General features: G+C 56.0%; 22 protein-coding genes, 1 tRNA gene and 1 pseudogene. 14 read left to right on the forward strand and 10 right to left on the reverse strand.

All coding sequences use genetic code 11. From position 1 onward, the window contains the following. Window positions 1-16 precede the first annotated feature (16 nt). From C3406_RS15360 to C3406_RS15375, 4 genes are all read left to right on the forward strand, one after another. A complete protein-coding gene (locus C3406_RS15360) occupies window positions 17-925 on the forward strand; it encodes a dihydrodipicolinate synthase family protein (protein ID WP_103823061.1) in 909 nt (302 codons plus the stop codon). 14 nt (window positions 926-939) lie between these two features. Then, window positions 940-2,907 (forward strand): xylonate dehydratase YagF, encoded by a 1,968-nt coding sequence (gene yagF, locus C3406_RS15365; RefSeq protein WP_103823062.1) that lies wholly within the window; start codon window positions 940-942, stop codon window positions 2,905-2,907. 239 nt (window positions 2,908-3,146) lie between these two features. Further along, the gene (locus tag C3406_RS15370) at window positions 3,147-4,529 is read left to right on the forward strand and encodes an MFS transporter (RefSeq protein ID WP_103823063.1); all 1,383 of its coding nucleotides are present in this window, start codon (window positions 3,147-3,149) and stop codon (window positions 4,527-4,529) included. Between the two features lie 12 nt (window positions 4,530-4,541). Then, complete coding sequence (locus C3406_RS15375) at window positions 4,542-6,155, forward strand: glycoside hydrolase family 43 protein (RefSeq protein ID WP_103823064.1); 1,614 nt, start codon at window positions 4,542-4,544, stop codon at window positions 6,153-6,155. A gap of 4 nt (window positions 6,156-6,159) precedes the next feature. On the opposite strand, the gene C3406_RS15380 is transcribed toward C3406_RS15375, so the two are convergent. Beyond that, window positions 6,160-6,918, reverse strand: a complete 759-nt coding sequence (locus tag C3406_RS15380) for an IclR family transcriptional regulator (protein WP_103823065.1) — start codon at window positions 6,916-6,918, stop codon at window positions 6,160-6,162. A 254-nt stretch (window positions 6,919-7,172) separates the two neighbouring features. Here C3406_RS15380 and C3406_RS15385 point away from each other — a divergent pair, with 254 nt between their 5' ends. Next, window positions 7,173-7,532: a hypothetical protein gene (locus C3406_RS15385; protein WP_103823066.1), complete on the forward strand. Its 360-nt coding sequence runs from the start codon at window positions 7,173-7,175 to the stop codon at window positions 7,530-7,532. A 63-nt stretch (window positions 7,533-7,595) separates the two neighbouring features. Here the strand turns inward: C3406_RS15385 and argF are convergent, their stop codons facing one another. Both argF and argL read right to left on the reverse strand, forming a co-directional pair. Next, window positions 7,596-8,600, reverse strand: a complete 1,005-nt coding sequence (gene argF, locus C3406_RS15390) for an ornithine carbamoyltransferase (RefSeq protein ID WP_103823067.1) — start codon at window positions 8,598-8,600, stop codon at window positions 7,596-7,598. Next, a complete protein-coding gene (argL, locus tag C3406_RS26885; protein WP_371413825.1) occupies window positions 8,570-8,875 on the reverse strand; it encodes a putative translational regulatory protein ArgL in 306 nt (101 codons plus the stop codon). Before argL ends, argF begins: the two co-directional genes overlap by 31 nt. Here argL and rraB point away from each other — a divergent pair. The 8 genes and pseudogenes from rraB to C3406_RS15430 form a co-directional block, all read left to right on the forward strand. Then, the gene (gene rraB / locus C3406_RS15395) at window positions 8,765-9,187 is read left to right on the forward strand and encodes a ribonuclease E inhibitor RraB (RefSeq protein ID WP_103178050.1); all 423 of its coding nucleotides are present in this window, start codon (window positions 8,765-8,767) and stop codon (window positions 9,185-9,187) included. The genes argL and rraB overlap by 111 nt on opposite strands. 167 nt (window positions 9,188-9,354) lie before the next feature. Then, window positions 9,355-10,113, forward strand: a complete 759-nt coding sequence (gene miaE / locus C3406_RS15400; protein WP_103823068.1) for a tRNA isopentenyl-2-thiomethyl-A-37 hydroxylase MiaE — start codon at window positions 9,355-9,357, stop codon at window positions 10,111-10,113. Window positions 10,114-10,147: 34 nt separating this feature from the next. Then, on the forward strand, window positions 10,148-10,879 hold the full coding sequence (locus C3406_RS15405; protein ID WP_103823069.1) for a topoisomerase II: 732 nt from the start codon (window positions 10,148-10,150) through the stop codon (window positions 10,877-10,879). A gap of 104 nt (window positions 10,880-10,983) precedes the next feature. Next, a tRNA-Leu gene (locus C3406_RS15410) sits at window positions 10,984-11,068 on the forward strand. A gap of 344 nt (window positions 11,069-11,412) precedes the next feature. After that, a complete protein-coding gene (locus C3406_RS15415; RefSeq protein WP_103823070.1) occupies window positions 11,413-12,192 on the forward strand; it encodes an HNH endonuclease in 780 nt (259 codons plus the stop codon). A 207-nt stretch (window positions 12,193-12,399) separates the two neighbouring features. Further along, window positions 12,400-13,515, forward strand: a complete 1,116-nt coding sequence (locus tag C3406_RS15420) for a DUF8093 domain-containing protein (protein WP_103823071.1) — start codon at window positions 12,400-12,402, stop codon at window positions 13,513-13,515. Window positions 13,516-13,525: 10 nt separating this feature from the next. Then, window positions 13,526-14,209: a YrhA family protein gene (locus C3406_RS15425; RefSeq protein WP_103823072.1), complete on the forward strand. Its 684-nt coding sequence runs from the start codon at window positions 13,526-13,528 to the stop codon at window positions 14,207-14,209. A gap of 78 nt (window positions 14,210-14,287) precedes the next feature. Further along, window positions 14,288-14,566 (forward strand): annotated as a pseudogene (locus tag C3406_RS15430) (hypothetical protein); the annotation flags it as partial. A gap of 26 nt (window positions 14,567-14,592) precedes the next feature. Here C3406_RS15430 and C3406_RS15435 read toward each other — a convergent pair. The 7 genes from C3406_RS15435 to glaH form a co-directional block, all read right to left on the reverse strand. Further along, on the reverse strand, window positions 14,593-15,543 hold the full coding sequence (locus tag C3406_RS15435) for a phosphorothioated DNA-binding restriction endonuclease family protein (RefSeq protein ID WP_233210570.1): 951 nt from the start codon (window positions 15,541-15,543) through the stop codon (window positions 14,593-14,595). A 105-nt stretch (window positions 15,544-15,648) separates the two neighbouring features. After that, window positions 15,649-15,849 (reverse strand): SymE family type I addiction module toxin, encoded by a 201-nt coding sequence (locus C3406_RS15440; RefSeq protein WP_103823073.1) that lies wholly within the window; start codon window positions 15,847-15,849, stop codon window positions 15,649-15,651. A 305-nt stretch (window positions 15,850-16,154) separates the two neighbouring features. Further along, the gene (gene csiR, locus C3406_RS15445) at window positions 16,155-16,838 is read right to left on the reverse strand and encodes a DNA-binding transcriptional regulator CsiR (RefSeq protein ID WP_103823074.1); all 684 of its coding nucleotides are present in this window, start codon (window positions 16,836-16,838) and stop codon (window positions 16,155-16,157) included. Window positions 16,839-16,883: 45 nt separating this feature from the next. Next, window positions 16,884-18,167: a 4-aminobutyrate--2-oxoglutarate transaminase gene (gene gabT, locus C3406_RS15450; RefSeq protein ID WP_103823075.1), complete on the reverse strand. Its 1,284-nt coding sequence runs from the start codon at window positions 18,165-18,167 to the stop codon at window positions 16,884-16,886. A gap of 17 nt (window positions 18,168-18,184) precedes the next feature. Next, the gene (gene gabD, locus C3406_RS15455; protein WP_103823076.1) at window positions 18,185-19,633 is read right to left on the reverse strand and encodes an NADP-dependent succinate-semialdehyde dehydrogenase; all 1,449 of its coding nucleotides are present in this window, start codon (window positions 19,631-19,633) and stop codon (window positions 18,185-18,187) included. Window positions 19,634-19,656: 23 nt separating this feature from the next. Beyond that, on the reverse strand, window positions 19,657-20,925 hold the full coding sequence (lhgO, locus tag C3406_RS15460) for an L-2-hydroxyglutarate oxidase (protein WP_103823315.1): 1,269 nt from the start codon (window positions 20,923-20,925) through the stop codon (window positions 19,657-19,659). 11 nt (window positions 20,926-20,936) lie between these two features. Further along, window positions 20,937-21,914 (reverse strand): glutarate dioxygenase GlaH, encoded by a 978-nt coding sequence (glaH, locus tag C3406_RS15465; protein WP_103823077.1) that lies wholly within the window; start codon window positions 21,912-21,914, stop codon window positions 20,937-20,939. A 347-nt stretch (window positions 21,915-22,261) separates the two neighbouring features. Here glaH and C3406_RS15470 point away from each other — a divergent pair, with 347 nt between their 5' ends. Continuing rightward, window positions 22,262-23,743: an APC family permease gene (locus C3406_RS15470; RefSeq protein WP_103823078.1), complete on the forward strand. Its 1,482-nt coding sequence runs from the start codon at window positions 22,262-22,264 to the stop codon at window positions 23,741-23,743. The last annotated feature ends 6 nt before the right edge of the window (window positions 23,744-23,749 follow it).

Here is a 23,749-nt window from a genome sequence, read left to right on the forward strand (position 1 = left end):
TCAGCAAGGAGTTCTCATGCAGCAGACCGTGCAGTTCTCGGGCATTATTCCCCCTGTCTCCACCCTCTTCACTGCCGACGGTGCACTGGATAAAGCCGGTACCGCCGCGCTTATCGACCATATGATCGACGCCGGTGTCGATGGCCTGTTCTTTTTAGGCAGCGGCGGGGAGTTTTCCCAGCTCAACACCGCGGAGCGCAAAGCGATCGCCGAATTCGCCATTGCCCACGTGAAGGGGCGTGTGCCGGTGCTTATCGGTACCGGAGGCACTAACGCCCGGGAAACCATCGAGCTGAGCCAGCACGCCCAGCAGGCCGGTGCCGACGGCATCGTGGTGATCAATCCCTATTACTGGAAAGTGTCGGAAGCGAACCTGATCCGCTACTTCGAACAGGTGGCCGACAGCGTCACCCTGCCGGTGATCCTCTATAACTTCCCGGCCCTGACCGGGCAGGATCTGACCCCGCAGTTGGTTAAAACCCTGGTGGACTCCCGGGCCAATATCGTGGGCATTAAAGACACCATCGACTCGGTGGCCCATCTGCGCAGCATGGTCCTCACCGTCAAAGCGGCGCACCCGCAGTTTGTGGTGCTGTGCGGTTACGACGATCACCTGTTCAACACCCTGCTGCTGGGGGGCGACGGGGCAATCTCCGCCAGCGGTAACTTTGCCCCGCAGGTGTCAGTCAACCTGTTGCAGGCTTTCCGCGACGGCGACCTGACCCGGGCGGCGCAGTATCATCAGACCCTGCTGCAAATCCCGCAGATGTATCAGTTGGATACGCCGTTTGTGAACGTAATCAAAGAGGCGATTTCCCTGTGCGTGCGCCCGGTCTCCACCCACGTGCTGCCGCCTGCCGGGCCGCTGGATGACGCGCGCAAGGCGCAGCTGAAAACGCTGCTGCAACAGCTCAAGCTCTGCTGAACCGGAAGGTCACGATGTCGATAGAAACCATTTTTACCCCGCAGGATGACGCCTTCTATTCGGTGATCACCCACGCGGCGGGGCCACAGGGAGCGCTGCCCCTGACCCCGCAGATGCTGATGGAATCCCCCAGCGGCAATCTGTTTGGCATGACGCAGAACGCCGGGATGGGCTGGGATGCCAACAAACTCACCGGCAAAGAGGTGCTGATTATCGGCACTCAGGGCGGGATCCGCGCGGGCGATGGCCGTCCGATTGCGCTGGGTTACCACACCGGTCACTGGGAGATTGGCCTGCAGATGCAGGCGGCGGCGAAAGAGATCACCCGCAACGGCGGAATACCCTTTGCCGCCTTTGTCAGCGATCCCTGCGATGGCCGTTCTCAGGGCACCCACGGCATGTTTGACTCTTTGCCGTACCGCAACGATGCCGCCATCGTGTTTCGTCGTCTTATCCGCTCCCTGCCCACGCGCCGGGCGGTGATTGGCGTCGCTACCTGCGACAAAGGGCTGCCTGCCACCATGATCGCCCTGGCCGCGATGCATACTCTGCCGACCATTCTGGTGCCGGGCGGGGCCACGCTGCCGCCAACCTTCGGCGAAGATGCCGGCAAGGTGCAGACCATCGGGGCGCGTTACGCCAACCATGAACTCTCGTTGCAGGAGGCCGCCGAGCTGGGCTGCCGCGCCTGCGCCACACCGGGCGGCGGCTGCCAGTTTCTCGGCACCGCAGGCACCTCCCAGGTGGTGGCGGAAGCCTTAGGCCTGGCGTTGCCCCATTCGGCGCTGGCTCCCTCGGGGCAGGACGTGTGGCTGGAGATCTCCCGTCAGTCCGCGCGGGCGGTGATAGAACTGGATAACCGCGGCATCACCACGCGCGATATCCTCACCGATAAAGCGATTGAAAACGCGATGGTGATCCATGCCGCGTTCGGCGGCTCCACCAACCTGCTGCTGCACATCCCCGCCATTGCCCACGCGGCGGGCTGCACTATTCCTGACGTGGAGCACTGGACGCGGATCAACCGCAAGGTACCGCGGCTGGTGAGCGTATTGCCGAACGGGCCGGATTACCACCCAACGGTGCGGGCGTTCCTCGCGGGCGGCGTGCCGGAAGTGATGCTCCATCTGCGCGATCTTGGTCTGCTGCATCTGGATGCCATGACCGTCACCGGCCAGACCGTGGGGGAAAACCTCGACTGGTGGCAGAGCTCTGAGCGGCGGGAACGCTTCCGCCAGTGCCTGCGCGAGCAGGACGGCGTTGATCCGGATGATGTGATCCTGCCGCCGGAGCGCGCGAAAGCCCGCGGACTGACCTCCACGGTGGCCTTCCCGGTGGGCAACATCGCGCCGGAGGGATCGGTGATCAAGGCCACGGCCATCGACCCGTCGGTGGTGGGTGAGGATGGCGTATACCGTCATACCGGCCGGGCGCGGGTGTTCGTCTCGGAAGCCCGGGCGATCAAGGCAATCAAAAGCGGCGAGATCGCCCAGGGCGACATCATGGTGGTGATCGGCGGCGGGCCGTCCGGCACCGGCATGGAGGAGACCTACCAGCTCACTTCGGCGCTGAAGCATGTTTCCTGGGGTAAAACGGTCTCGCTGATCACCGATGCTCGCTTCTCGGGCGTCTCCACCGGGGCCTGTTTTGGTCATGTGGCCCCCGAGGCGCTGGCCGGTGGGCCGATTGGTAAGCTGCGCGATAACGACATCATCGAGATTGTGGTGGACCGCCTTACCCTGACCGGCAGCGTGAACTTTATCGGCACGCCACTGACGCCGCTCACCCCGGGAGAGGGCGCCATTGAACTGGCACGTCGCCAGCCGCATCCTGAACTGCATGCCCATGAATTTTTACCGGACGATACGCGTCTGTGGGCGGCATTACAGTCAGTGAGCGGCGGCACCTGGAAAGGGTGTATTTACGACACGGATAAAATCATCGAGGTTATTAACGCCGGTAAAAAAGCGCTCGGTCTTTAATTATATTTATCGCTCTTGTCGTCTACGGAAAATATTCCGTGGACGGCTTTTCCATGCCTGCCATTTATTTATTTTTACGCTTTTAAAACAGTGATTTGATATATATCGAGCAGTGTCACAAAAGCAAAATAACGTAATTCAGAAATAAGATATGGCCATTGCTGATAAATTAATCAGCTTATTACACTCTATTAACACGTTATTGTGAATTCAGCACACTAAATAAGGGTGTATTTCTGATGATGCCATTAACCATGAAAGATAAAATTGGCTACGGGCTGGGTGACACCGCCTGCGGCTTTGTCTGGCAGGCGACCATGTTTCTGCTCGCCTATTTCTACACCGATGTGTTTGGTTTATCCGCCGGGATTATGGGCACGCTGTTTTTAGTCTCCCGCGTGCTGGATGCGGTAACCGACCCGCTGATGGGGCTGCTGGTGGACCGTACCCGCACCCGTTACGGCCAGTTCCGCCCGTTCCTGCTGTGGGGCGCCATCCCGTTTGGCCTCGTCTGCATGCTCACCTTCTACACGCCGGATTTCTCTGCCAACGGCAAAGTGATTTACGCCTGCGTCACCTACATCCTGTTGACCCTGGTCTATACCTTCGTGAACGTGCCCTATTGCGCCATGCCGGGGGTGATCACCGCCGATCCGAAGGAGCGTCATGCCATGCAGTCCTGGCGTTTCTTCCTCGCTGCGGCGGGATCGCTGGCGATCAGCGGCATTGCCCTGCCGCTGGTAGGGATCATCGGGAAAGGCAACGAGCAGCTGGGTTACTTCGGCGCGATGTGCGTGCTGGGGCTTTGCGGCGTGGTGCTGCTGTTCGTCTGCTTCTTCACCACCAAAGAGCGCTACACCTTTGAGGTGCAGCCGGGATCGTCGGTGGCGAAAGATCTGAAGCTGCTGCTGGGCAACAGCCAGTGGCGGATCATGTGCGCATTCAAAATGATGGCCACCTGTTCCAACGTGGTGCGCGGCGGGGCGACGCTCTACTTTGTGAAATATGTGATGGATCATCCGGAGCTGGCGACCCAGTTCCTGCTCTACGGCAGCATCGCCACCATGTTTGGCTCGCTCTGTTCTTCCCGTCTGCTGGGCCGTTTCGACCGGGTGAAGGCCTTCAAGTGGATCATCGTCGCTTACTCCCTGATCAGCCTGCTGATCTTCTTCACCCCGGCCGAGCATATCGCCCTGATCTTTGCCCTCAACATCGTGTTCCTGTTTGTCTTTAACACCACCACGCCGCTGCAATGGCTGATGGCCTCCGACGTGGTGGATTACGAAGAGAGCCGCAGCGGCCGTCGTCTGGACGGGCTGGTGTTCTCCACCTACCTGTTCAGCCTGAAGATCGGCCTGGCGATTGGCGGCGCGATGGTGGGCTGGATCCTGGCGTACGTCAACTACTCCGCCAGCAGCAGCGTACAGCCGGTAGAGGTGCTCACCACCATCAAAATTCTGTTCTGCGTGGTGCCGGTGGCGCTCTACGTGGGCATGTTCACTATGCTGTCGTTTTACAAACTCACCGATGCGCGGGTGGAAGCCATCAGCCAGCAGTTACTCAAGCATCGCGCAGCGCAGGGCGAAGCCATCCCCGCCGCGGCAACGGCAGCATCTCATTAAGCAGGAGGCACTATGTACACCATCACCAACCCGATTCTGACCGGCTTTAACCCCGACCCGTCGATGTGTCGTCAGGGCGAGGATTACTACATCGCCACCTCAACCTTTGAGTGGTTCCCGGGCGTGCGGATTTACCACTCCCGAGATCTGAAGAACTGGCGGCTGGTGAGTACCCCGTTGGATCGCGTGTCGATGCTGGACATGAAGGGCAACCCGGACTCCGGCGGCATCTGGGCGCCGTGCCTGAGCTACGCCGACGGGCAGTTCTGGCTGCTCTATACCGATGTGAAGATTGTCGACTCCCCGTGGAAAAACGGGCGCAACTTCCTGGTGACCGCCCCCTCCATCGAGGGGCCGTGGAGCGAGCCGATCCCGATGGGCAATGGCGGGTTCGATCCCTCCCTGTTCCATGATGACGATGGCCGCAAATACTACATCTACCGCCCGTGGGGGCCGCGCCACCACAGCAACCCGCATAACACCATCGTGATGCAGGCGTTTGATCCGCACACCTGCACGCTGTCGCCTGAGCGTAAAACCCTCTTTACCGGCACGCCGCTCTGCTACACCGAAGGGGCACATATCTACCGTAAGGATGGCTGGTGCTATCTGCTGGTCGCTGAAGGCGGCACCAGCTACGAGCACGCCGTCGTGGTGCTGCGTGCAAAAACCATCGACGGGCCCTACGAGCTGCACCCGGAGGTGACGATGATGACCAGCTGGCACCTGCCGGAGAACCCGCTGCAAAAAAGCGGCCACGGCTCGCTGCTTCAGACCCACACCGGAGAGTGGTACATGGCTTATCTCACCAGCCGCCCGCAGCGGCTGCCGGGTATTCCGCTGCTGGGCTCCGGCGGGCGCGGATACTGCTCCCTGGGGCGTGAGACGGGGATCGCGCGCATTGAATGGCGCGACGGCTGGCCGTACGTGGAAGGCGGTAAGCATGCCCAACTGACGGTGCCCGGCCCGCAGATGACCGAGAGCGCCGCCGTGGCGCAGACCAACTGGCGAGACGATTTCGACGGCGAGCGCCTCGACCCGGAGCTGCAAACCCTGCGCATTCCGTTCGACGATAGCCTCGGCTCCCTGCGGGCGCGTAAAGGCTTTTTACGCCTGTACGGCAACGACTCGCTGAACTCGACCTTCACCCAGTCTACCGTGGCGCGCCGCTGGCAGCACTTCACCTTCCGGGCGGAAACGCGGATGGAGTTCGCCCCGCGTCACTTCCAGCAGAGTGCGGGCTTGACCTGCTACTACAACAGCAAAAACTGGAGCTACTGCTTTGTCGACTACGAGGAGGGGCAGGGCAGAACCCTCAAGGTGATCCAGCTCGACCACAACGTGCCGTCGTGGCCGCTGCACGAGCAGCCCATCCCGGTGCCGGATCAGGCGCAGAGTATATGGCTGCGGGTGGATGTTGATCGTCTGGTCTACCGCTACAGCTATTCGTTTGACGGGGAGCAGTGGCACACCGTGCCGGTCACGTACGAGGCGTGGAAACTGTCGGATGACTATATCGGCGGGCGGGGCTTCTTTACCGGCGCGTTTGTCGGGCTGCACTGCGAGGATATCAGCGGTGACGGCTGTCACGCCGACTTCGACTACTTCACTTACGAGCCGGTATAACGGCTCAGGCCGGGTAGCCCAGCGCGCGTGAGAGCTGGCGCCCGGCCTCCTGCAACTGCTCGCGGAAGCGGGCCAGCTCCTCGTCGCTGACGCGGGAGGTCAACGTCGACAGACTCAGGGCGGCAATGACGCGGGATTCATGGTTACGCACCGGGACCGATACGCAGCGCACTCCCTGTTCGTTCTCTTCGCTGTCGAGGGCATAACCCTGCTCGCGGGTCTGCGCCAGCGCGGCCAGCAGCGCCTCGCGCGAGGCCAGGGTCGCGGGGGTGAAGGTAGTGTACTGATAACCCTCAAGCAGCGTGTTCAGCTCGGCCTCGCCCAGCCAGGCGATCAGCACTTTGCCGATAGCGGTGGCATGCACCGGCAGGCGACGGCCAATGCGCGAGTAGGCGATGGCTGCCAGCTTGCCTTCAATTTTCTCGATATAGACCCCTTCGCGCCCGTCCAGAATGCCCAGATGGGTGGTCTGCCCGGTACGTTCCGATAGCTCCGTCAGAAAGTGCTTCGCTTTCTGGCGGATATCCATGGTGCTCACCACAAAGTGACCGCGCTCAACCAGCTTCATGCCGGGGCGATATTTACCGTTCTCAGGATTCTGATCGATATAGCCGTGCAGTTGCAGGGTTTTGAGAAGCGAGTGGAGCGTGCTCTTGCTCAGGCCCATCTGTTTACTGATGTCGGTGATTTTAAGTTCCGTCGCCTGTTCGTTAAACAGATCGAGGATCTGTAAGGCACGTTCAACAGATTGAATAATAGGCATAAGATCGGGACATCCGCGCTGGAATCAGGGCCAAAACGTACCCTGTTTACGCTGAAAAATCAATCGATGCGGGAGGCAGGTTCTTTACGCCGGGTCATATTCATGCTGCTGTAATTTGACTTAAGTAAACTTTGAGGCTTATTACCCTTGATTGAAAGGATAGGCTGTACCTATTACCACATTTTGATTGTTCTTTTACACTTATTTACCGTATGGCTTTCCGCTTTCTGCACGCTCGTTTAAAAGGTATTTTGATGACCGCTTCTAAAACATGGATCACTTTAGGTACTATTGCCAGTCCGGCCACAGGATCGTTATTTTCAAAAGTTCTTACTCAGCATAATCATAAATATATTCTGTGGTATAACAGCGAGCAGCTTTTTAAACCGGGCGATGAAATAAAGGTGGTTTATAATCGTTTATTCGTGAACGACGAGCTACGCGATATCAATATCCTGCAAATTGATAAATACAGCCACACCCTGTGGCGCGTGATGCACAACATGTCCAGATGTCCCGGCCATCGCGATCCGGAGAGCAAACAGTGCGATGCCCCGGTAAAATGTATTTTTAAAAAGTGCCCCTACGGTAAGGTGCGGGTAACAGCAAATTAATTTCCTGAACGGATAATTTGAAAAGCAGGAGGGCCAAAACCCTCCCGTTATTTAAACGCAACCTTATTCACCCAGGGTCGCGACCATCACCGCTTTAATGGTGTGCATCCGGTTCTCTGCCTGGTCAAATACAATACTTGCCGCCGATTCAAATACCTCGTCCGTTACTTCCATTCCGCCGTGCAGATCGAACTCTTTCGCCATCTGCTGACCCAGCGTGGTCTGGTCATCGTGGAACGCCGGCAGACAGTGCAGGAACTTCACATTCGGGTTACCCGTCAGCGCCATCATCTGCGCATTCACCTGATAGCCGCGCAGCAGGGTGATACGCTCGGCCCACTTCTCTTTGGCTTCGCCCATCGATACCCAGACGTCGGTGTAGATAAAGTCCGCGCCCTTCACGCCCGCCGCGACATCTTCGGTGAGGGTGATTTTGCCGCCGTTCTTTTCTGCCAGCGCGCTGCACTCCGCCACCAGGCGCTCTTCCGGCCAGCAGGCTTTGGGCGCCACCAGACGGAGATCCAACCCGGTGAGCGCGGCTGCTTCCAGCATCGAGTTACCCATGTTGTTACGCGCATCGCCGGTATAGACCAGCACCATCTCGTTGAACGCCTTGCCCGGCAGGTGCTCCTGCATGGTGAGCAGGTCCGCCAGCAGCTGGGTGGGATGGAACTCGTTGGTCAGCCCGTTCCACACCGGCACCCCGGCAAATTCCGCCAGGGTTTCGACCACTTCCTGGCCGTGGCCGCGATACTGAATGCCGTCGTACATCCGGCCCAGCACCCGCGCGGTATCTTTAATTGATTCTTTATGCCCAATCTGGCTGCCGCTCGGCCCGAGATAGGTAACGCGAGCGCCCTGGTCAAATGCGGCAACTTCGAAAGAGCATCGTGTGCGGGTTGAGTCTTTTTCGAAGATGAGCGCGATGTTTTTGCCAGTAAGTTTCTGTACTTCTGTCCCTTTTTTCTTATCGGACTTTAGCTGTGCTGACAGGGCAAGCAGGGAGGTGAGCTGTGCAGGGGTAAAATCGAGCAATTTCAGGAAATGTTTTTTATACAGTTCAGACATTTTATCCTCACATGGCAAAGGCCACTTATTGAATTAAAATTCACTTTATCTGTATCAATATGCACATGCAACCCCGTTGCACAAATCTTTCTTACAAAGGTGGAGGCAAACACATCCGTGTGTGAAAATAGAAGTATCTGCCGCACTTTAAAGAGGAACGAGCCATGGCAAACCCAGAACTGCTGGAAGAACAGCGCGAAGAGACGCGACTGATTATTGAAGAACTGCTGGAAGACGGCAGCGATCCGGATGCGCTCTACACCATCGAGCACCATTTCTCTGCGGATGATTTCGAAGCGCTGGAGAAACTGGCGGTGGAAGCGTTCCGTCTGGGTTATGAAGTGACCGAGCCGGAAGAGCTGGAAGTGGAAGAGGGCGACACCGTCATCTGCTGCGACATCCTGAGCGAAGGCGCGCTGAAGGCAGAGCTGATCGACGCCCAGGTGGAACAGCTGATGAACCTGGCCGAGAAGTTTGAAGTGGAATACGACGGCTGGGGCACCTACTTCGAAGATCCGAACGGCGAAGAGGGTGACGAAGACGACGAAGATTTCATCGACGAAGATGACGACGGCGTGCGTCACTAATTGATTCAATACACGAGTCATTCGCGTTGCATCGAGGCGGCAACTGAGTAAATCCCCAGGAGCTTACATAAGTAAGTGACTGGGGTGAACGAAGGCAGCCAACGAAGAGGCAGCGTGAAGGGCGACGTGTATTTGCGGCAGCTTCGGCTGTCGCTTCAGGAAAAATAATGGACTACCCGCAGATACTCGCCCCTGTTTTAAACTTCCTCCAGTGCCCGACCCCGCAAGCATGGATTGATCAAGCCCGCGACCCGGCGAACCTGCCGCTGCTGCTCACCGACCATATGGTGTGCGAGCTCAAAGCCGCCCAGACCGCGCTGTTATTAGTGCGTAAATACGTCGCCGACGAGAGCGGGGCCGACGCGCTGCTCGAGTGGCTCAAGCCCTATGAAGCCTTTACCTTCCGCGAAGGCCCGGAACCGGACTTTGTCGCCCTGCACAAGCAGATTGGCAAAAGCGTGATGCCGAAGACCGACGACCCTTGGGGCCAGGCGCTCATCGACAGCATGGTATTGCTGATTAAAGAGGAGCTGCACCATTTCTGGCAGGTGCGCGAGGCGATGCTGACCCGCAACATCCCCTACGTCAAAATCACCGCCAGCCGCTACGCCAAAGGGATGCTGAAAGCCGTGCGCACCCACGAGCCGCTGACGCTGATCGACAAGCTCATCTGCGGCGCCTATATCGAAGCCCGCTCCTGCGAACGCTTCGCCGCGCTGGCACCCTTCCTCGACGACGATCTGCAGAAGTTTTACCTGTCGCTGCTGCGCTCTGAGGCGCGGCATTATCAGGACTATCTGACGCTTGCCCAACAGGTCAGCGACGAGGATATCTCTTCCCGGATACAGCTTTTTGGTGAAATTGAAGCCACACTTATCTCAACACCGGATAACGAGTTTCGCTTTCATAGCGGCGTGCCGGTGTAAACCGGCATAGCTAAAGGATTAAGGATGCGTAACGATGAGAAGAGCGTGGACACCTATAGTCGCAGTGGCAGTTATCTCCGCAGCAGTAGCCTTCTGGGTTTATTACGATAAGCAACGCCTGCAAAACACGCCCGAACACCGGCTTGATACCACCCTTAACGCCATGCCCTCCTGGCAGGTGCTGAAAGAGCAGGACCCCAGGTTTGTGACACGTATTCGCGAGCAGATCCTCACTATGCAAAAGGCGGGCGATTCTGAGCAGGACATTATCGACGTGATCCAGCCGCAGATCCTGAGCCTGCAGATGTCGCGCCTGCAATATGCCCCCGACGCGAATGCGGTGGCGTATATGAAGATCAACATGGAGCAGACCGCCGCTATTCAGAAGGCGAGTGACGACGCCTGTTTTCGTTTCCTGTTTCCGGGCGTGAAGGGGGGCATCAACCCGATGCGGGTGCTGGATAAAGACCTGATGCAGCGCCGCATGCAGGCCGACGCCGAAATGATGCGCGCGGGCTGGAGTAACGATCGCCACACCGTGACCCCGGAAGAACATGCCGCCGCGGTGGAAGATGTGCGCCCGATTATGCAGGAACTCACTGTTCAATACGGCAAGGATATCCAGCTGCTGGTGATGCCGGAGAACGCGGTGGGCAAAGAGAAGCTCACCTGCGAGATGGTGCAGGCGATGTGGGGCAAGGTGCTGCAGCTGCCGGAGCAGAAGGCGGCGAGAGTGATTCGGCTGGCGGTGACAGAACTGGATTGACGGGAACGCTGGTTTTTTGGGCACTTAACGCGGTTTAGCGCGTCGCCGCTTGCATGGCGGCGCGCGACAGGTATAATCCACAACGTTTCCGCATCCCCTTCAGTGCCGAAGTGGCGAAATCGGTAGACGCAGTTGATTCAAAATCAACCGTAGAAATACGTGCCGGTTCGAGTCCGGCCTTCGGCACCATAAGATGTGAAAAAAGTCGCTTAAGGGCGGCTTTTTTTGTGTCTGGAATTCAGTATCCGCAAGGCTTTCCTTCTTTTTTCAACCAACCTAAGCCAACCGATTTATTGAGGTGGGTAAATTTAAGAGTATCCCAATTCGATTATGTTTTTATTTGCGTAGAACCCTTAACATAGCTCTGAGTGATGTTAAGCTTAGTTCGGCATAGGTTGAGGCAAAAGCAAAAAAATAATTAAGCCTTCGCTCTATGTGAAATTTTTCTAAAAAAACTAACCGGAGCAGTTTAGTTAACGCTCTTTTCAGACATAATCTGGTGATGAATTACGCTGTAAAAACAGGACATAACATTGAATTGCTCAGAAGACGATTTGCTTGAAGTGGCGTGGTATTTGTCGAAGTACGGTAAATTTCAACCACCCATGGGACTGGGTGTTCAGAAATGGAAAGAGGCTTATGCCTTGTTTTATCCCCGTTTCGGAGCGGGCAAAACCGCCAGTGAGTTTCGCAATAGTCTGAAAAATAGTCGTGACCGTTTTGATTCCTGGCTTAGTGATATGCGTGTCGGCTGGCGTGACGAGCAGGGCGCTCCTGCTGCGCTTTCTCATTCAGCGCAGCGTGTGCATCAGCGATTGAGTGTGCTTTCAGAGAGTGTGATTGAGCAGCGCGTTCTTTCGTTAATATCTTCTGATAGCGATGAACAGGCGCAACGTGACTGTCTTGCTATTCAGCAGGATAAAAGTATTGAAGATACCGTACGCGAGCAGTTGATTGCGGCACGACTGGGGCAGGGTACCTTTCGGAAAAATTGTCTCATGTTGTATCCGTCATGCCCCGTTACAGGAACGATTTTTGCGCCGTTACTCCGCGCCAGCCATATAAAACCATGGGCTGCCTGCGAGAACGGGAATGAACGTCTTGATCCTTATAATGGAATTATACTGGCTGCGCACATTGATATTCTATTCGATCAGGGATGGATTTCGTTTGAGAACGATGGGCGTTTATTAATTAGTGATGAACTGGATGTTAGTGTTAAAGAGCAGCTTTTATTGCCGGAGAAAATAAAGGCTTTTTCTATTGAGTCGTATTGTTATTTGGAGTGGCATCGGCAGAATCTATTGAGGTAGCGGCGTCTTTATTTACATAAATTATTGGTATCATTTATAGTTAACAAGGTTTTATTAATCGCAGAAATCAAAAGAAGTATTGGAAACTGGAGTTTTGGTAATATTGGTCGCTAGTGATTAATTATTAAGTTATCAGGGTTGTTATTATTTGATTTTTAATGTGCTCGGGTGGAGAATCCTTATAAAACTAAAGGATAAGGACTCCGCATGTTTAGACTTTACCGGTCACATGATTTAACACGGCAATTAGACCCTAAAGATTTTCAATACATTCTGACGCCAACTGGTTCACTGAAAGAAGCGTGTGTACATTACGAACTGTCTTATGAAGCGAACCGTCACAGTCTTACCTTTGGTCTCCCCAAAAAAAAGTACAGCATATCCCCACATCAAAGACCGTATGAGCGAAAAAATCGTAGCTATGCAGATCCTATCTATGATGAGGTAGAACAAAAACTGCAAATAGGTTGGCTTGTTGGTGTAGACACCTCCAGACGCTGGAGCAGTGACAGGAACCCTTTTTACATCGACGATAAGGGTGATTTGGTTTTTAGCCCTACCGCCTCAGTGTGGCATGCATGGTTTAAGGACGAAATCATGAGCGCTTACCGGCACGCGATCGCCGATAGGCAAGGCAGAAAACCTGCCCCCACTCAACGTATACACCACGATTATTACGGCCCAATAACCGTACCAGCAGGAAAAACTTTGAACAATAAAGCCGTTGGTCGTCTGCTGGCTGCTGGAGGTGTGTATAACGGCAAGATTGAAGGGTTCCATAAGACTGCGCAGCAGCTCGGTGGAGATGCACCTGCGGGTTACGATCAGGTCATGAACAATAAAGGACTCATCATTGCGGGGGCCTCTGTTGCGGCAGGATTGACAATGGGCAGGTTGAACCCTTTAAGTGAGTTAGATGAAATATCGAGATTCAGTAAAATACCAACGTTTGAAAGCCCATATATAAAGGGTTTTACATCTGAGAGTGGTACGTTAGTGAACGCTGAATACGCCATTATCGATCCGAAAAAACTCGCGACTTATGCTTTAGATTCAACACATCCTACAGGGGGGCACAAAGCCAGGGTATTTGAGTCAGCGCTAGGATACAACCCAACTAATGCGGATGTTTTAGTAGCAAGAATTCAGGAAGGCGTATTATCGGCCCCAGCAAAAGTGTTGCAGGCAAATAATTACGGTCAAACAATGGCTGTCGATATGCCCATTTTAGGCGTCAACGGTGAAACAGCGATCGTGCGTACAGGCTGGATGTATGAAACAGACGCGCTAGTTCCTCGCATGACAACCATATTCGTTAAATGAGAAAACAAAAATGAAAAGAGCCGAATTAGACGTTGTGGTTTTATGCGAGGATTTACCGAATGAAGGCCTGGTAAAAGGGACTGTTGGTACGATTGTTATGGTTTTCGATACCCCGACACTGGGCTATCTCGTCGAATTTTGCGACGAGGAAGGAAAAACAATAGCAATGCCTGCTTTGTTACCCGCTCAGCTAAAGAGTTATTTCACTCCCGGCCTCCTCAAAACACTGCTGGTTGACAATAATTATCCGATAGCCAACCCAGTAGACCCAGACATAATGGTGGACCTGATGCGCAAAGCAGCCCCTGCGGAATGGGATGCGCAGAAGATAAGGGTTTATGAGGATATCCAGCGTTTGATGACTAGCCGGCCGGACTACACTGGTATGTTCGAAATCATGGATGGGCTTGAGTACAACAGCTTAACTCTGTACAGCATGGTACAGGCGGAGAACGGTAAGCCCGTATGGTCTAATATCTACATCCGAAACTTTGAAATACGTGACAACGAAATATATGTTGATCCGAACCTCACTGACAAAGTATTGATTGGTGAAGATGGCGTGTCCGTATTTGCCTTCAGCTTCACAGGTGACTGTTTCGAGATCCGCGCTAAAGCATCCACGGATTATGTCATTGAGTCACATAACGACTTCAGCGAATTATTATCTGCGCTAATTGATACGGTGAGCTGACATCCGTCACATTAAATGCAGGTTGTATTTGCAACCTGCATACCAGCCTGGTGAAACGCAACGGGTTTAACAGACACCTTAGAGTCATTGTTCGTCACCGATAATCTGACCGATAAGGATATGATCAACTATGCCTTCGCGGTGCGCGACAAGCTGTCAGAAAATCTGGCGGTGATGACCCAGATTGCGAACAATACCCGCGAGCAGGCGATGCTGGGCGATTTCCCGAAAGCCATTGAAGATGCCGTGATGGACAGCAACGAGGCTCAGCAGGAGATGATGGTGCAGTACCTTTCTAATCCTGAGTTGGCGAAAGGCTTTGCGCGGGTGGTTTTTGATATGTTGAAAGGGGCTTGAGCAGTAATACATTTTAAGGGCTGGTATCAGCCCTTAAATACATGTTCCCGATGCCAATTCAAATAATTAAATGATGGTTCAGGCAGTCGAATAATCTTTTCCGGCAGACTTAGCCTGTCGCATGTGCCGAAATCAAGCTGGTTGCTAATCAGAACCTCACCTTCGTTGGCGAACGAAATCCATCCTGAATCGAATAATGTGTCAATATGTGCAGCCAGCATAATGCCATTGTGCGGGTCCAGTCGTTCCTGAGCCGTCCGGCAGTCAGACCAGGGTTTAATGTGGCTGGCTCTCAGCAATGGCTGAAAGCTAATACCCGTCACAGGACAAGCCGGGTAAAGCTTAAGACAATCAGCCCGGAATGCACCTTGTCCAACTCTGGCCTGGATCAATGACGTTCGGGTGGTATCGCTAAGAGATAAATCTTTATTGATGATGTTGAGATCTTGCTGGATCAGATCAAAACGATCGAACGGGTCTTCGGCTTCCGCAATGTGCTCTGCTGTTTCAAAACCAAACTCATGGGACAGCTCAGAGCATAATTCTGTAGGTAAATATTGTCCCATTACCTGCTGCGCCAGTATATCAATCAATGACATGTGTTTTTGTAACAACGAAAAGGAGGTAGCATCAAAGCCCCCTGACAGATTGCTATCTAAAACCTCTTTCAGTGAGGGTTCTACGAGGCTTTCGAGCAAGAAATCATTCACGCATTCCAGTGCCCAAAACCCATCGTTCTTTAAACGCCAGAAGGGCATAAGGACTTCATACTTGCTTCGTTTAGGTCCGTAGCGCTTCAATAAATCGCGAAGTTGTTGCTGTATCTCAGTTTCAAAATGGAAAAGCCGTGCATGACCTTTCTTGTAGTGAGAAAGAACATAAAGGATGAGCAATGGCTTATTCAGCGCTGGTGCATTGTCGTACCAGGCTGTTTTCATTTGGGCAATTTTGTGACTCAGGGATTTTGCGATAGTCATGTTTCTGTTACAGGAGCCAGTAGTTTCTGCGATGATGCTCGCAAAACCCCACCCGATCAACCTACCAGCTTCTCACATGCAACAAAAAAGGCGCCCACCGGCGCCTTAATCATTCAATCGCTGTCTTAAGCCTTTTTTCGTGCCAGTGCTGAACCCGGCTTCACTGAGCCTAAGGCCTTTCATGATAAACGCCGGGATGCGGGTGTAATCTCCATACCGCGTCGCATAACTTACGGTAAATACCCGGTCGTCAGCGGCAAAGACTTCTGGTTGCAGTGATTCTGCAATACAATCGATATCAGTCATGGTTACTATTCTCTCTAAATAGTGATTGTGATGAGCGATACGGGCATGTTGGCGCATGCCCGTATTGCGTTAAATAACACCAGTAAATCTAACCAGTAAATAAAAATAAGTCCAGATTAATATAAAACGTAATAAGCGCGTTTAGACTGCTTTTAAATATTAATAATGATGAATACAAAAAATGTTTTTAATTTATATGGCTTAACTGCAACGGGGAAATTAAAGGTTTTGTAATAAATATGCGGACATTGCACCTTAAAACTGGCAATAAACGGATAGTGCCCTTTTTAAGATGCATTTAACTTTCATGTCCCCAGACCCACCCCCATCGCCCCTCTAATAATCGGAATCGGCGTCAATAAATGCTGATACATCAGCTCCCCCGCCTTATCCGCATCCCGCGCCAGCACCGCATCCATCAGCTTCTGATGCTCCACGTGCTTCTCTTCTAACATCGCCACCGACAAAACAGTCTTCCTCAACCACACATACCGGTACCGCGCCGCTAAATCAAAAAGCCGCTCCCGCATCTGCATCAAATACCGCGAACCACACCCGGCCACAATGGCGGTATGAAACGCCTGATGCCGCTGGTCCCACTCGTCCAGCATCGTCTCGCTGGCGTCGCGGGATTCCAGCTTGTTCAGCAGGTGTGCCCGGGCGAGCAGCTCCGCTTCCCACTCTTCGCCGCCGCGTTCGATGGCAAGACGCACCAGCATCGCCTCCATATTGGCGCGGGCGTCAAAGATATCGAGCAGCTCCTGTTCGGACATGGGTGCCACCCGGTAGCCTTTCTGGTTAATGACCGTCACCAGCCCCTCGGCAACCAGCTGCGACAGCGCTTCGCGCAGCGGGCCGACGCCCAACTCATACCGTGACGTCAGCAGGCTCATGCGCAGCTTCTCATCCGGCTGATAGACGCCGCGAATAATGTCGTTCTTCAGCCAGCGGTAGCCGTCGATGGCCGTCGCCTGGGAAATGATGGTCATGGTCCTGCTCCTTGAAGACTGCCCGGCCTGCACCGGGCATAAAGATTAACCCTGCTTCGCCTCGTCAAAACACTCGGCGATAATCGCCAGCCCCTGCTGAAGCTGCGCCTCTTCCACGGTCAGCGGCACCAGGATGCGCAGCACGTTATGGTACGGGCCGCAGGAGAGCAGGATCAACCCCTTGTCCCGCGCCCGGGCCACAATCTGCGCCGTCAGGGCGGCGTCCGGTTTATGGTGGTCGCCCTCTTCAAACAGCTCGATGGCGATCATCGCCCCCAGGCCGCGAACGTCGCCGATCTCCCGGTGTTTTTCAGCGATAGCCAGCAGGCCTTCACGCAGGGTGTTGCCTAACTTGTTGGCTTTGCCCAGCAGATCTTCCTGCTCGAAGACCTTCATCACCGCCAGCGCGGCGGCGCAGGCGATGGGGCTTCCGGCGTAGGTGCCGCCCAGCCCGCCCGGGGCGATGGCATCCATCACTTCGGCGCGTCCGGTAACGCCCGCCAGCGGGAAGCCACCGGCAATGGATTTGGCGAAGGTGGTGATGTCCGCCGCCACGCCCATCTGCTCCATGGCGAAGAAGGTCCCGGTGCGTCCTGCGCCGCTCTGCACTTCATCGGCGATCAGCATGATGCCGTGCTCGTCGCACAACGTGCGCAGGCGCTGCATAAAGGCCGGGGAGGTGGCGTAGAAGCCGCCTTCACCCTGGACGGGTTCAATCACGATGGCGGCGATATCTTCCGGCGCGGCATCGTTCTTGAAGATGCGATGGATGCTGGCGATGGCATCGTCATCACTCACGCCGTGCAGGGCGCAGGGATAGAGAGCGCGATAGACGTGGCCCGGCATCAGCCCCATTCCCGCCGAGTAAGGGTTCACTTTCCCGGTCAGCGACAGGGTGTAGTGGGTGCGGCCATGGTAGGCCCCGGTAAAGGCGATGGTGCCGTTGCGCTTGGTGGCGGCGCGGGCGATTTTCACCGCGTTCTCCACCGCTTCGGAGCCGGTGGTCACCAGCAGGGTTTTTTTCGGGAAATCCCCCGGCACTTTCTGGTTCAGGGTTTCGCAAAGCTCCAGATAGGGTTCATAGGCCAGCACCTGGAAGCAGGTGTGCGACAGCTTTTTCAGCTGCGCTTCTACGGCGCTCACCACCTCCGGGTGCAGATGCCCGGTGTTCAGCACCGCAATCCCCCCGGCGAAATCAAGATACTCACGGCCTTCGACGTCCCACACCCGGCAGTTCTCGGCGCGGGCGGCAAAGATCGGGTGGATCTGGCCCACGCCGCGGGGGATGGCATTGCTACGACGCTGCATTAACGCTTTATTGCTGCTCATTGAAATCTCCTGAAAGATTAAAGGCCGATGCACATATATTTGATTTCTAAGTAATCTTCGATGCCGTATTTAGAACCTTCCCGACCCAGGCCAGAGGCTTTAATGCCGCCGAACGGGGCCACTTCGTTAGAGATAATGCCGGTGTTGATCCCGACGATGCCGTACTCCAGCGCCTCGCCGACGCGGAACACGCGGCTTAAATCGCGGGCATAGAAGTAGGCGGCGAGGCCGAACTCGGTGTCGTTAGCCATATGGATCACGTCCGCCTCATCCTTAAAGCGGAACAGCGGGGCCAGCGGGCCGAAAGTCTCCTCTTTCGCCACTTTCGCATCACCGGGTACATCTACCAGAATAGTCGGCTGGAAGAAGTTGCCGCCTAATTTATGCAGCGATCCGCCGGTAACCACGCGGGCGCCTTTCTCCACCGCGTCGGCAATGTGCTCTTCGACTTTCTCCACCGCCTTGCTGTCAATCAGCGGCCCGATGGTGACGCCCTGGGTCAGGCCATCGCCGATCTGCATTTTTTCCACCGCCTGCTGGAGTTTTTCAGCAAAGCGGTCGTAAACGCCCTCCTGCACGTACAGGCGGTTGGCGCAGACGCAGGTCTGCCCGGCGTTACGGAACTTGGAGGCCAGCGCCCCTTCCACGGCCTTATCCAGGTCGGCATCGTCAAAGACAATAAAGGGCGCGTTGCCGCCCAGCTCCAGCGAGACCTTTTTGATGTCCTTCGCGCACTGGGCCATCAGCTGGCGGCCTATATCGGTCGAGCCGGTAAAGGAGAGCTTGCGCACCAGCGGGTTGCCGGTCAGTTCGTTGCCGATGTCGGACGCCGACCCGGTGACGACGTTAAACACGCCCGCCGGAATGCCCGCGCGGCTCGCCAGTTCCGCCAGCGCCAGCGCGGAGTAGGGGGTCTGGCTGGCGGGTTTGAGGACCATGGTGCAGCCTGCCGCCAGCGCCGGGCCCGCCTTACGGGTGATCATCGCCGCGGGGAAGTTCCACGGGGTGATGGCCGCCGTCATGCCAATCGGCTGCTTAATCACAATCAACCGCTTGTCCGCCTGATGGCCCGGAATGGTGTCGCCGTAAACGCGTTTCCCCTCTTCGGCGAACCACTCTATAAAGGAGGCGGCATAGCTAATCTCGCCTTTGGCTTCCGCCAGCGGTTTGCCCTGTTCGAGGGTCATCAGCTGGGCCAGATCGTCCTGGTTTGCCATCATCAAATCGAACCAGCGGCGCAGAATGTTGGCGCGCGCTTTGGCGGTGAGCGCGCGCCAGGCGGGCAGGGCGCGGTTCGCCGCCTCAATTGCCTCGCGGGTCTCACTGGCACCCATTTTCGGCACGCTGCCCAGGGTCTGGCCGTTCGCCGGGTTGGTCACGGCAATCGTCTCGCCGCTGTGCGCGTCGCACCACTCTCCTTCTATATATGCCTGCTGACGGAATAAGCTGGGATCGTTGAGTTGCATGATGGCTTCCTGTCTCAGAATGATTAACGGGTATAGGCGGCGTGTAGTGGTTCCACGCTGCAGGCTGCCCGCAGCGCGCGGCCGGGGTTGTGCTGGCTGGCGAGCAGGGTCTGGACCTTGCTGACAATATGCGCGCCAATAGGGATCGCCGAGGTCGCCGCCGGTGAGGGCGCATTACAGGTATGGATGGTGCGCGGCGTGGTGACAAATAAAAAGTCGTCGATGAGCTTCCCTTCTGGCGAAACTGCCTGCGCCCTCACACCCGCAGGCCAGGGGTGCAGATCTTTCAGGGTCAGGCTCGGGCAATATTTTTGCACCTGCCGCAGGTAGCCGCTTCTGCACAGGGAGTTTTTCATCTCGCTTAAACCCGAGCGCAGGTTGTTTTGTAGCACCCGGCGAATGCCCGTTGAGCCCAGAATTTCCAGCATATCGGTGAGGGAGAGATCGCTCTTGCGATAGCCTTCGCGCTTAAAGGCGAGCACCGCGTTGGGCCCCACCGTGACGCTGCCGTCGATCATCCGGGTGAGATGCACGCCCAGGAACGGCATGGCCGGATCGGGGATCGGGTAGATAAGGTGGTTCACGATCTGATTGTGCTCCGGCGCCAGGCGGAAATACTCCCCGCGGAACGGACAGATAATAAAGCCGGGGTCGATGCCGAGCATTTTCACCAGCCGGTCGGCCATCAGCCCGGCGCAGGCAATCAGGGTAAGGGTTTCAAACTCGCGCCCGTCGCGGGTATGAATGACAACGCCGCTGGCGTGCTCCTTCAGGGCGCTGACCTCGGCGTTGAAAATCACCTCCCCGCCTTGTTGCTGGAAGCGTTTTGCCATCGCCGCTGCCACCTCGCGATAGCTGACGATCCCGCTGGAGGGGACAAAAATCCCGCCCAGCCCGGTGATGTTGGGCTCGCGTTCGCGCAGTTCGGCACCGCTCAGCCACTCGCGCTCGATCCCGTTGGCGGCGGTGCGATCCCACAGGGCCTGCATCCGCTCCATCTCCAGCGGGGAGGTCGCCACCAGCATCTTGCCGCAGGTGTCATAGCGAATAGCGTTCTCATCGCAGAAGGCTTTGGTGGCCCGGTTCCCCGCCAGGCAGAACTGGGCCTTCAGGCTGCCGGGAGTGTAATAGACCCCGGCGTGGATCACCCCGCTGTTGCGTCCGGTCTGGTGGCAGGCCGGGCCCGCCTCCTTCTCCAGCAGCGCGATGCGGGCATCCGGGTAGAGCGCAATCAGCTGCATGGCGGTCGACATGCCGATGATGCCGCCGCCGGTAATGACAAAATCATACATCCGCGCCATCCCTACTGATGAGTCTGATAGTGGGTGGTGGCATAGCTGATATACCCGCGCTGGCGCATCAGCTCCCGGTGCAGATCCGGGTGTGGGGTGAAGCGATCCCGGCCATGCAGCCAGAACATATTGTTAATCAGAAGGAACTTACCCACCGGGACCGGAATGGAGATGATGTTTTTGCTGCTCTCCAGCGCGTCAGAAAGTTCGCTCAGCCAGACACCCTCTTCAAAATCTTTCGGCTGTACGAACTGGTCGATATAGCGCATCACCGGGCGACCCTGCTGGTCAACATCGAACACCGGGTGGAACACATCCTGAGAGACGTTTTTGCTCGGCGGTGCCGTCCAGCGCAGCGGGCGACGGGCCAGCGGATGGCTGAAGAATTTATCCAGCGCTTCCCAGTCGTCGAGATGCAGCAGCAGGGAGTTGCCGCCCTGCATGTTCTGCTCGTCGATCTTCATCATCAGCACGTAGTCAGTCACTTCGTCCACGAAGGTGCCGTCGTTGTGCAGCTCCAGCACGCGGTGGGGCTGGCGCAGGTAGCTGTCTGAGTTATCGACGTTTTTCACCGTGAAGCGGGCGTAGTACTGGCCGCTCATGGCGTCGTAATTGGAGCGTCCGATCAGGTGCGCCACGGCGGTGGCAATCTTCACCATCTCGTCCGCCTGGGCGACGTTATCCACCCCGACGGCGTCAATCAGCAGGGCGCCTTCGCTGCGGCTGAGGATAGTGTTCAGCAGCAGGGGCTGAAGCTGGTTGCCGCACAGGTCATCGAGGATCTTCGCCACCCGAAAGCGCAGGAAGGATTTGTATTCCAGCGCCTGGATGGGCCACTGCTCCACCTCCCGCAGGAACTGCTGCGTGACCTCCGCGGAGAACGTCAGCTCCAGCAGGCGCGGAGACTGCGCGGAGGGCGCAATGCTAAAACCGGTGATGGTCCGGGCTAACGCCTCGTCGGGCTGTTGTACGGCGGTCAGTGCATTCATCAGAATCAATCCTCTCAGAAAGTATTCAGGGAACGGCGTGTTTCGTAGCCATAAATTAAAAATATCTACATTTTTGCAAAATGGATTTATTCAGGGGAGATTGTTTGAATTCTGTGATACAGGCAGGAAAAAAGGCGAAGTGGTCGGGAAAAAGCGCACTCAGGTCGCTATCTGATCACACTGACGTGATGCGTCTCACGGAAAATGCTGGTTAACCATAACAAAAGCGTGACATATCCACACAAATCTTAACAAATCGCACGGGCGACGCTGTACGGCCTTCAGGGGCTCTTCTATACCTTGATTCGTGTTACCTGCGACTCAACCACAACACAGAGAATAAACGTATGGAACAGACTTCTGGCAAGAAAAGTGAAGCAATTCATAGCGATAATACACAGCAATTTCACCGCTCCATCGGCCTTATCTCTAACTTTTCACTCGGGTTCACCTACCTCTCACCGCTGACGGCGGTCTACTCCCTGTTTGCCCTGGCGGTAACGCTGGCGGGGCCACCGGCGATCTGGTGGATCCCGATTGTGGCCTGCGGACAACTGCTGGTGGCGCTGGTGTTTGGCGAAGTGGCGTCGCAGTATCCGATCACCGGCGGGTTGTACCCCTGGGCGCGCCGTCTGTGGGGGCGAAAATATGCGTGGATCGCCGCCTGGATCTACCTCTGGGCGCTGGTGGTGACCATCACCTCGGTGGCGGAATATACCGCCACCTTCGTCGGGTCACTTTTCGGCTTTGAGACCTCGGCAGGCAACATGCTGATCACCTCGGTGGTGCTGCTGCTGATGATGATGGCCATCAACATGTCGGGCACCAAAAACCTCGCCCGGGTGGCCCGAATTGGCTTCTGGTGCGAGATCGTCAGCGTGATTGCGCTGGGGATCTACCTGCTGATTTTCCACCGCGCGCAGCCCTTCTCGGTGGTCTTCGACTCGATGGGGGTACTGGCGAAAGATGGCAGCTACCAGCCGGCGTTTATGGCGGCAGCGCTGATCGGCCTGTTCATGTTCTTCGGCTTTGAAGCCTGCGGCAACGTGGCGGAAGAGGTGAAAAACCCGAGCAAGAAGATCCCGGTGGCGATGATCCTGAGCATCGTCTTTGGCGCCATCTCGGCACTGATCTCGATCCTCGGCTATCTACTGGCCTCCCCAAATCTGATGAACATCGTCAACGGCCAGATTGCCGATCCGATCCCGGCGATCCTCAACGAAGCCCTGGGAGAAACCGGCGCCACGGTGTTTATCATCATCGCGGTGATCGCCATGTTGTCGTGCATCCTCTCCCTGCAGGCCGCGCTGAGCCGCCTGATCTTCTCCTTCTCCCGCGACCAGATGCTACCGGGTAGCGCCTGGATGGCAAAGCTGTCGAAAAACAGCGTCCCGGACAACGCGATGATCGTCAGCTGCCTGCTGCCGGTGCTCATCTGCGTGTGGGTTTACTTCCAGCCGGATAACCTGGCGCGCATCACCGCCTTTGCGGTTATCGGTATCTACATTTCGTTCCAGATGGTGGTGCTGGCGGCGCTGCGCCAGCGTTTGAAAGGCTGGAGACCCGCCGGGGAGTGGAGCGTCGGCGGGTGGGGCATGCTGGTCAATATCCTGGCGCTGGCTTACGGGCTGTGTGGGATCTGGTTGCTGGCGCAACCCGCCGAGAGCGCAAGTTTTATCGACCGCTGGACGGTGCTGGTGGGGCTGTCGGTGGTGGTGATTTCGGGGCTGGTGTACATGGCGCTGGCCCGACCGTTTGGCCGCTCAAACGCGCCGGAAAACGACGCGATCGAGCACGCAAAACGCCTTAACGCGGGACAATCTCTGTAATTCACT

The organism is Leclercia sp. LSNIH8, assembly GCF_002920195.1.
In the GTDB taxonomy this organism is placed as follows: Bacteria; Pseudomonadota; Gammaproteobacteria; order Enterobacterales; family Enterobacteriaceae; genus Enterobacter.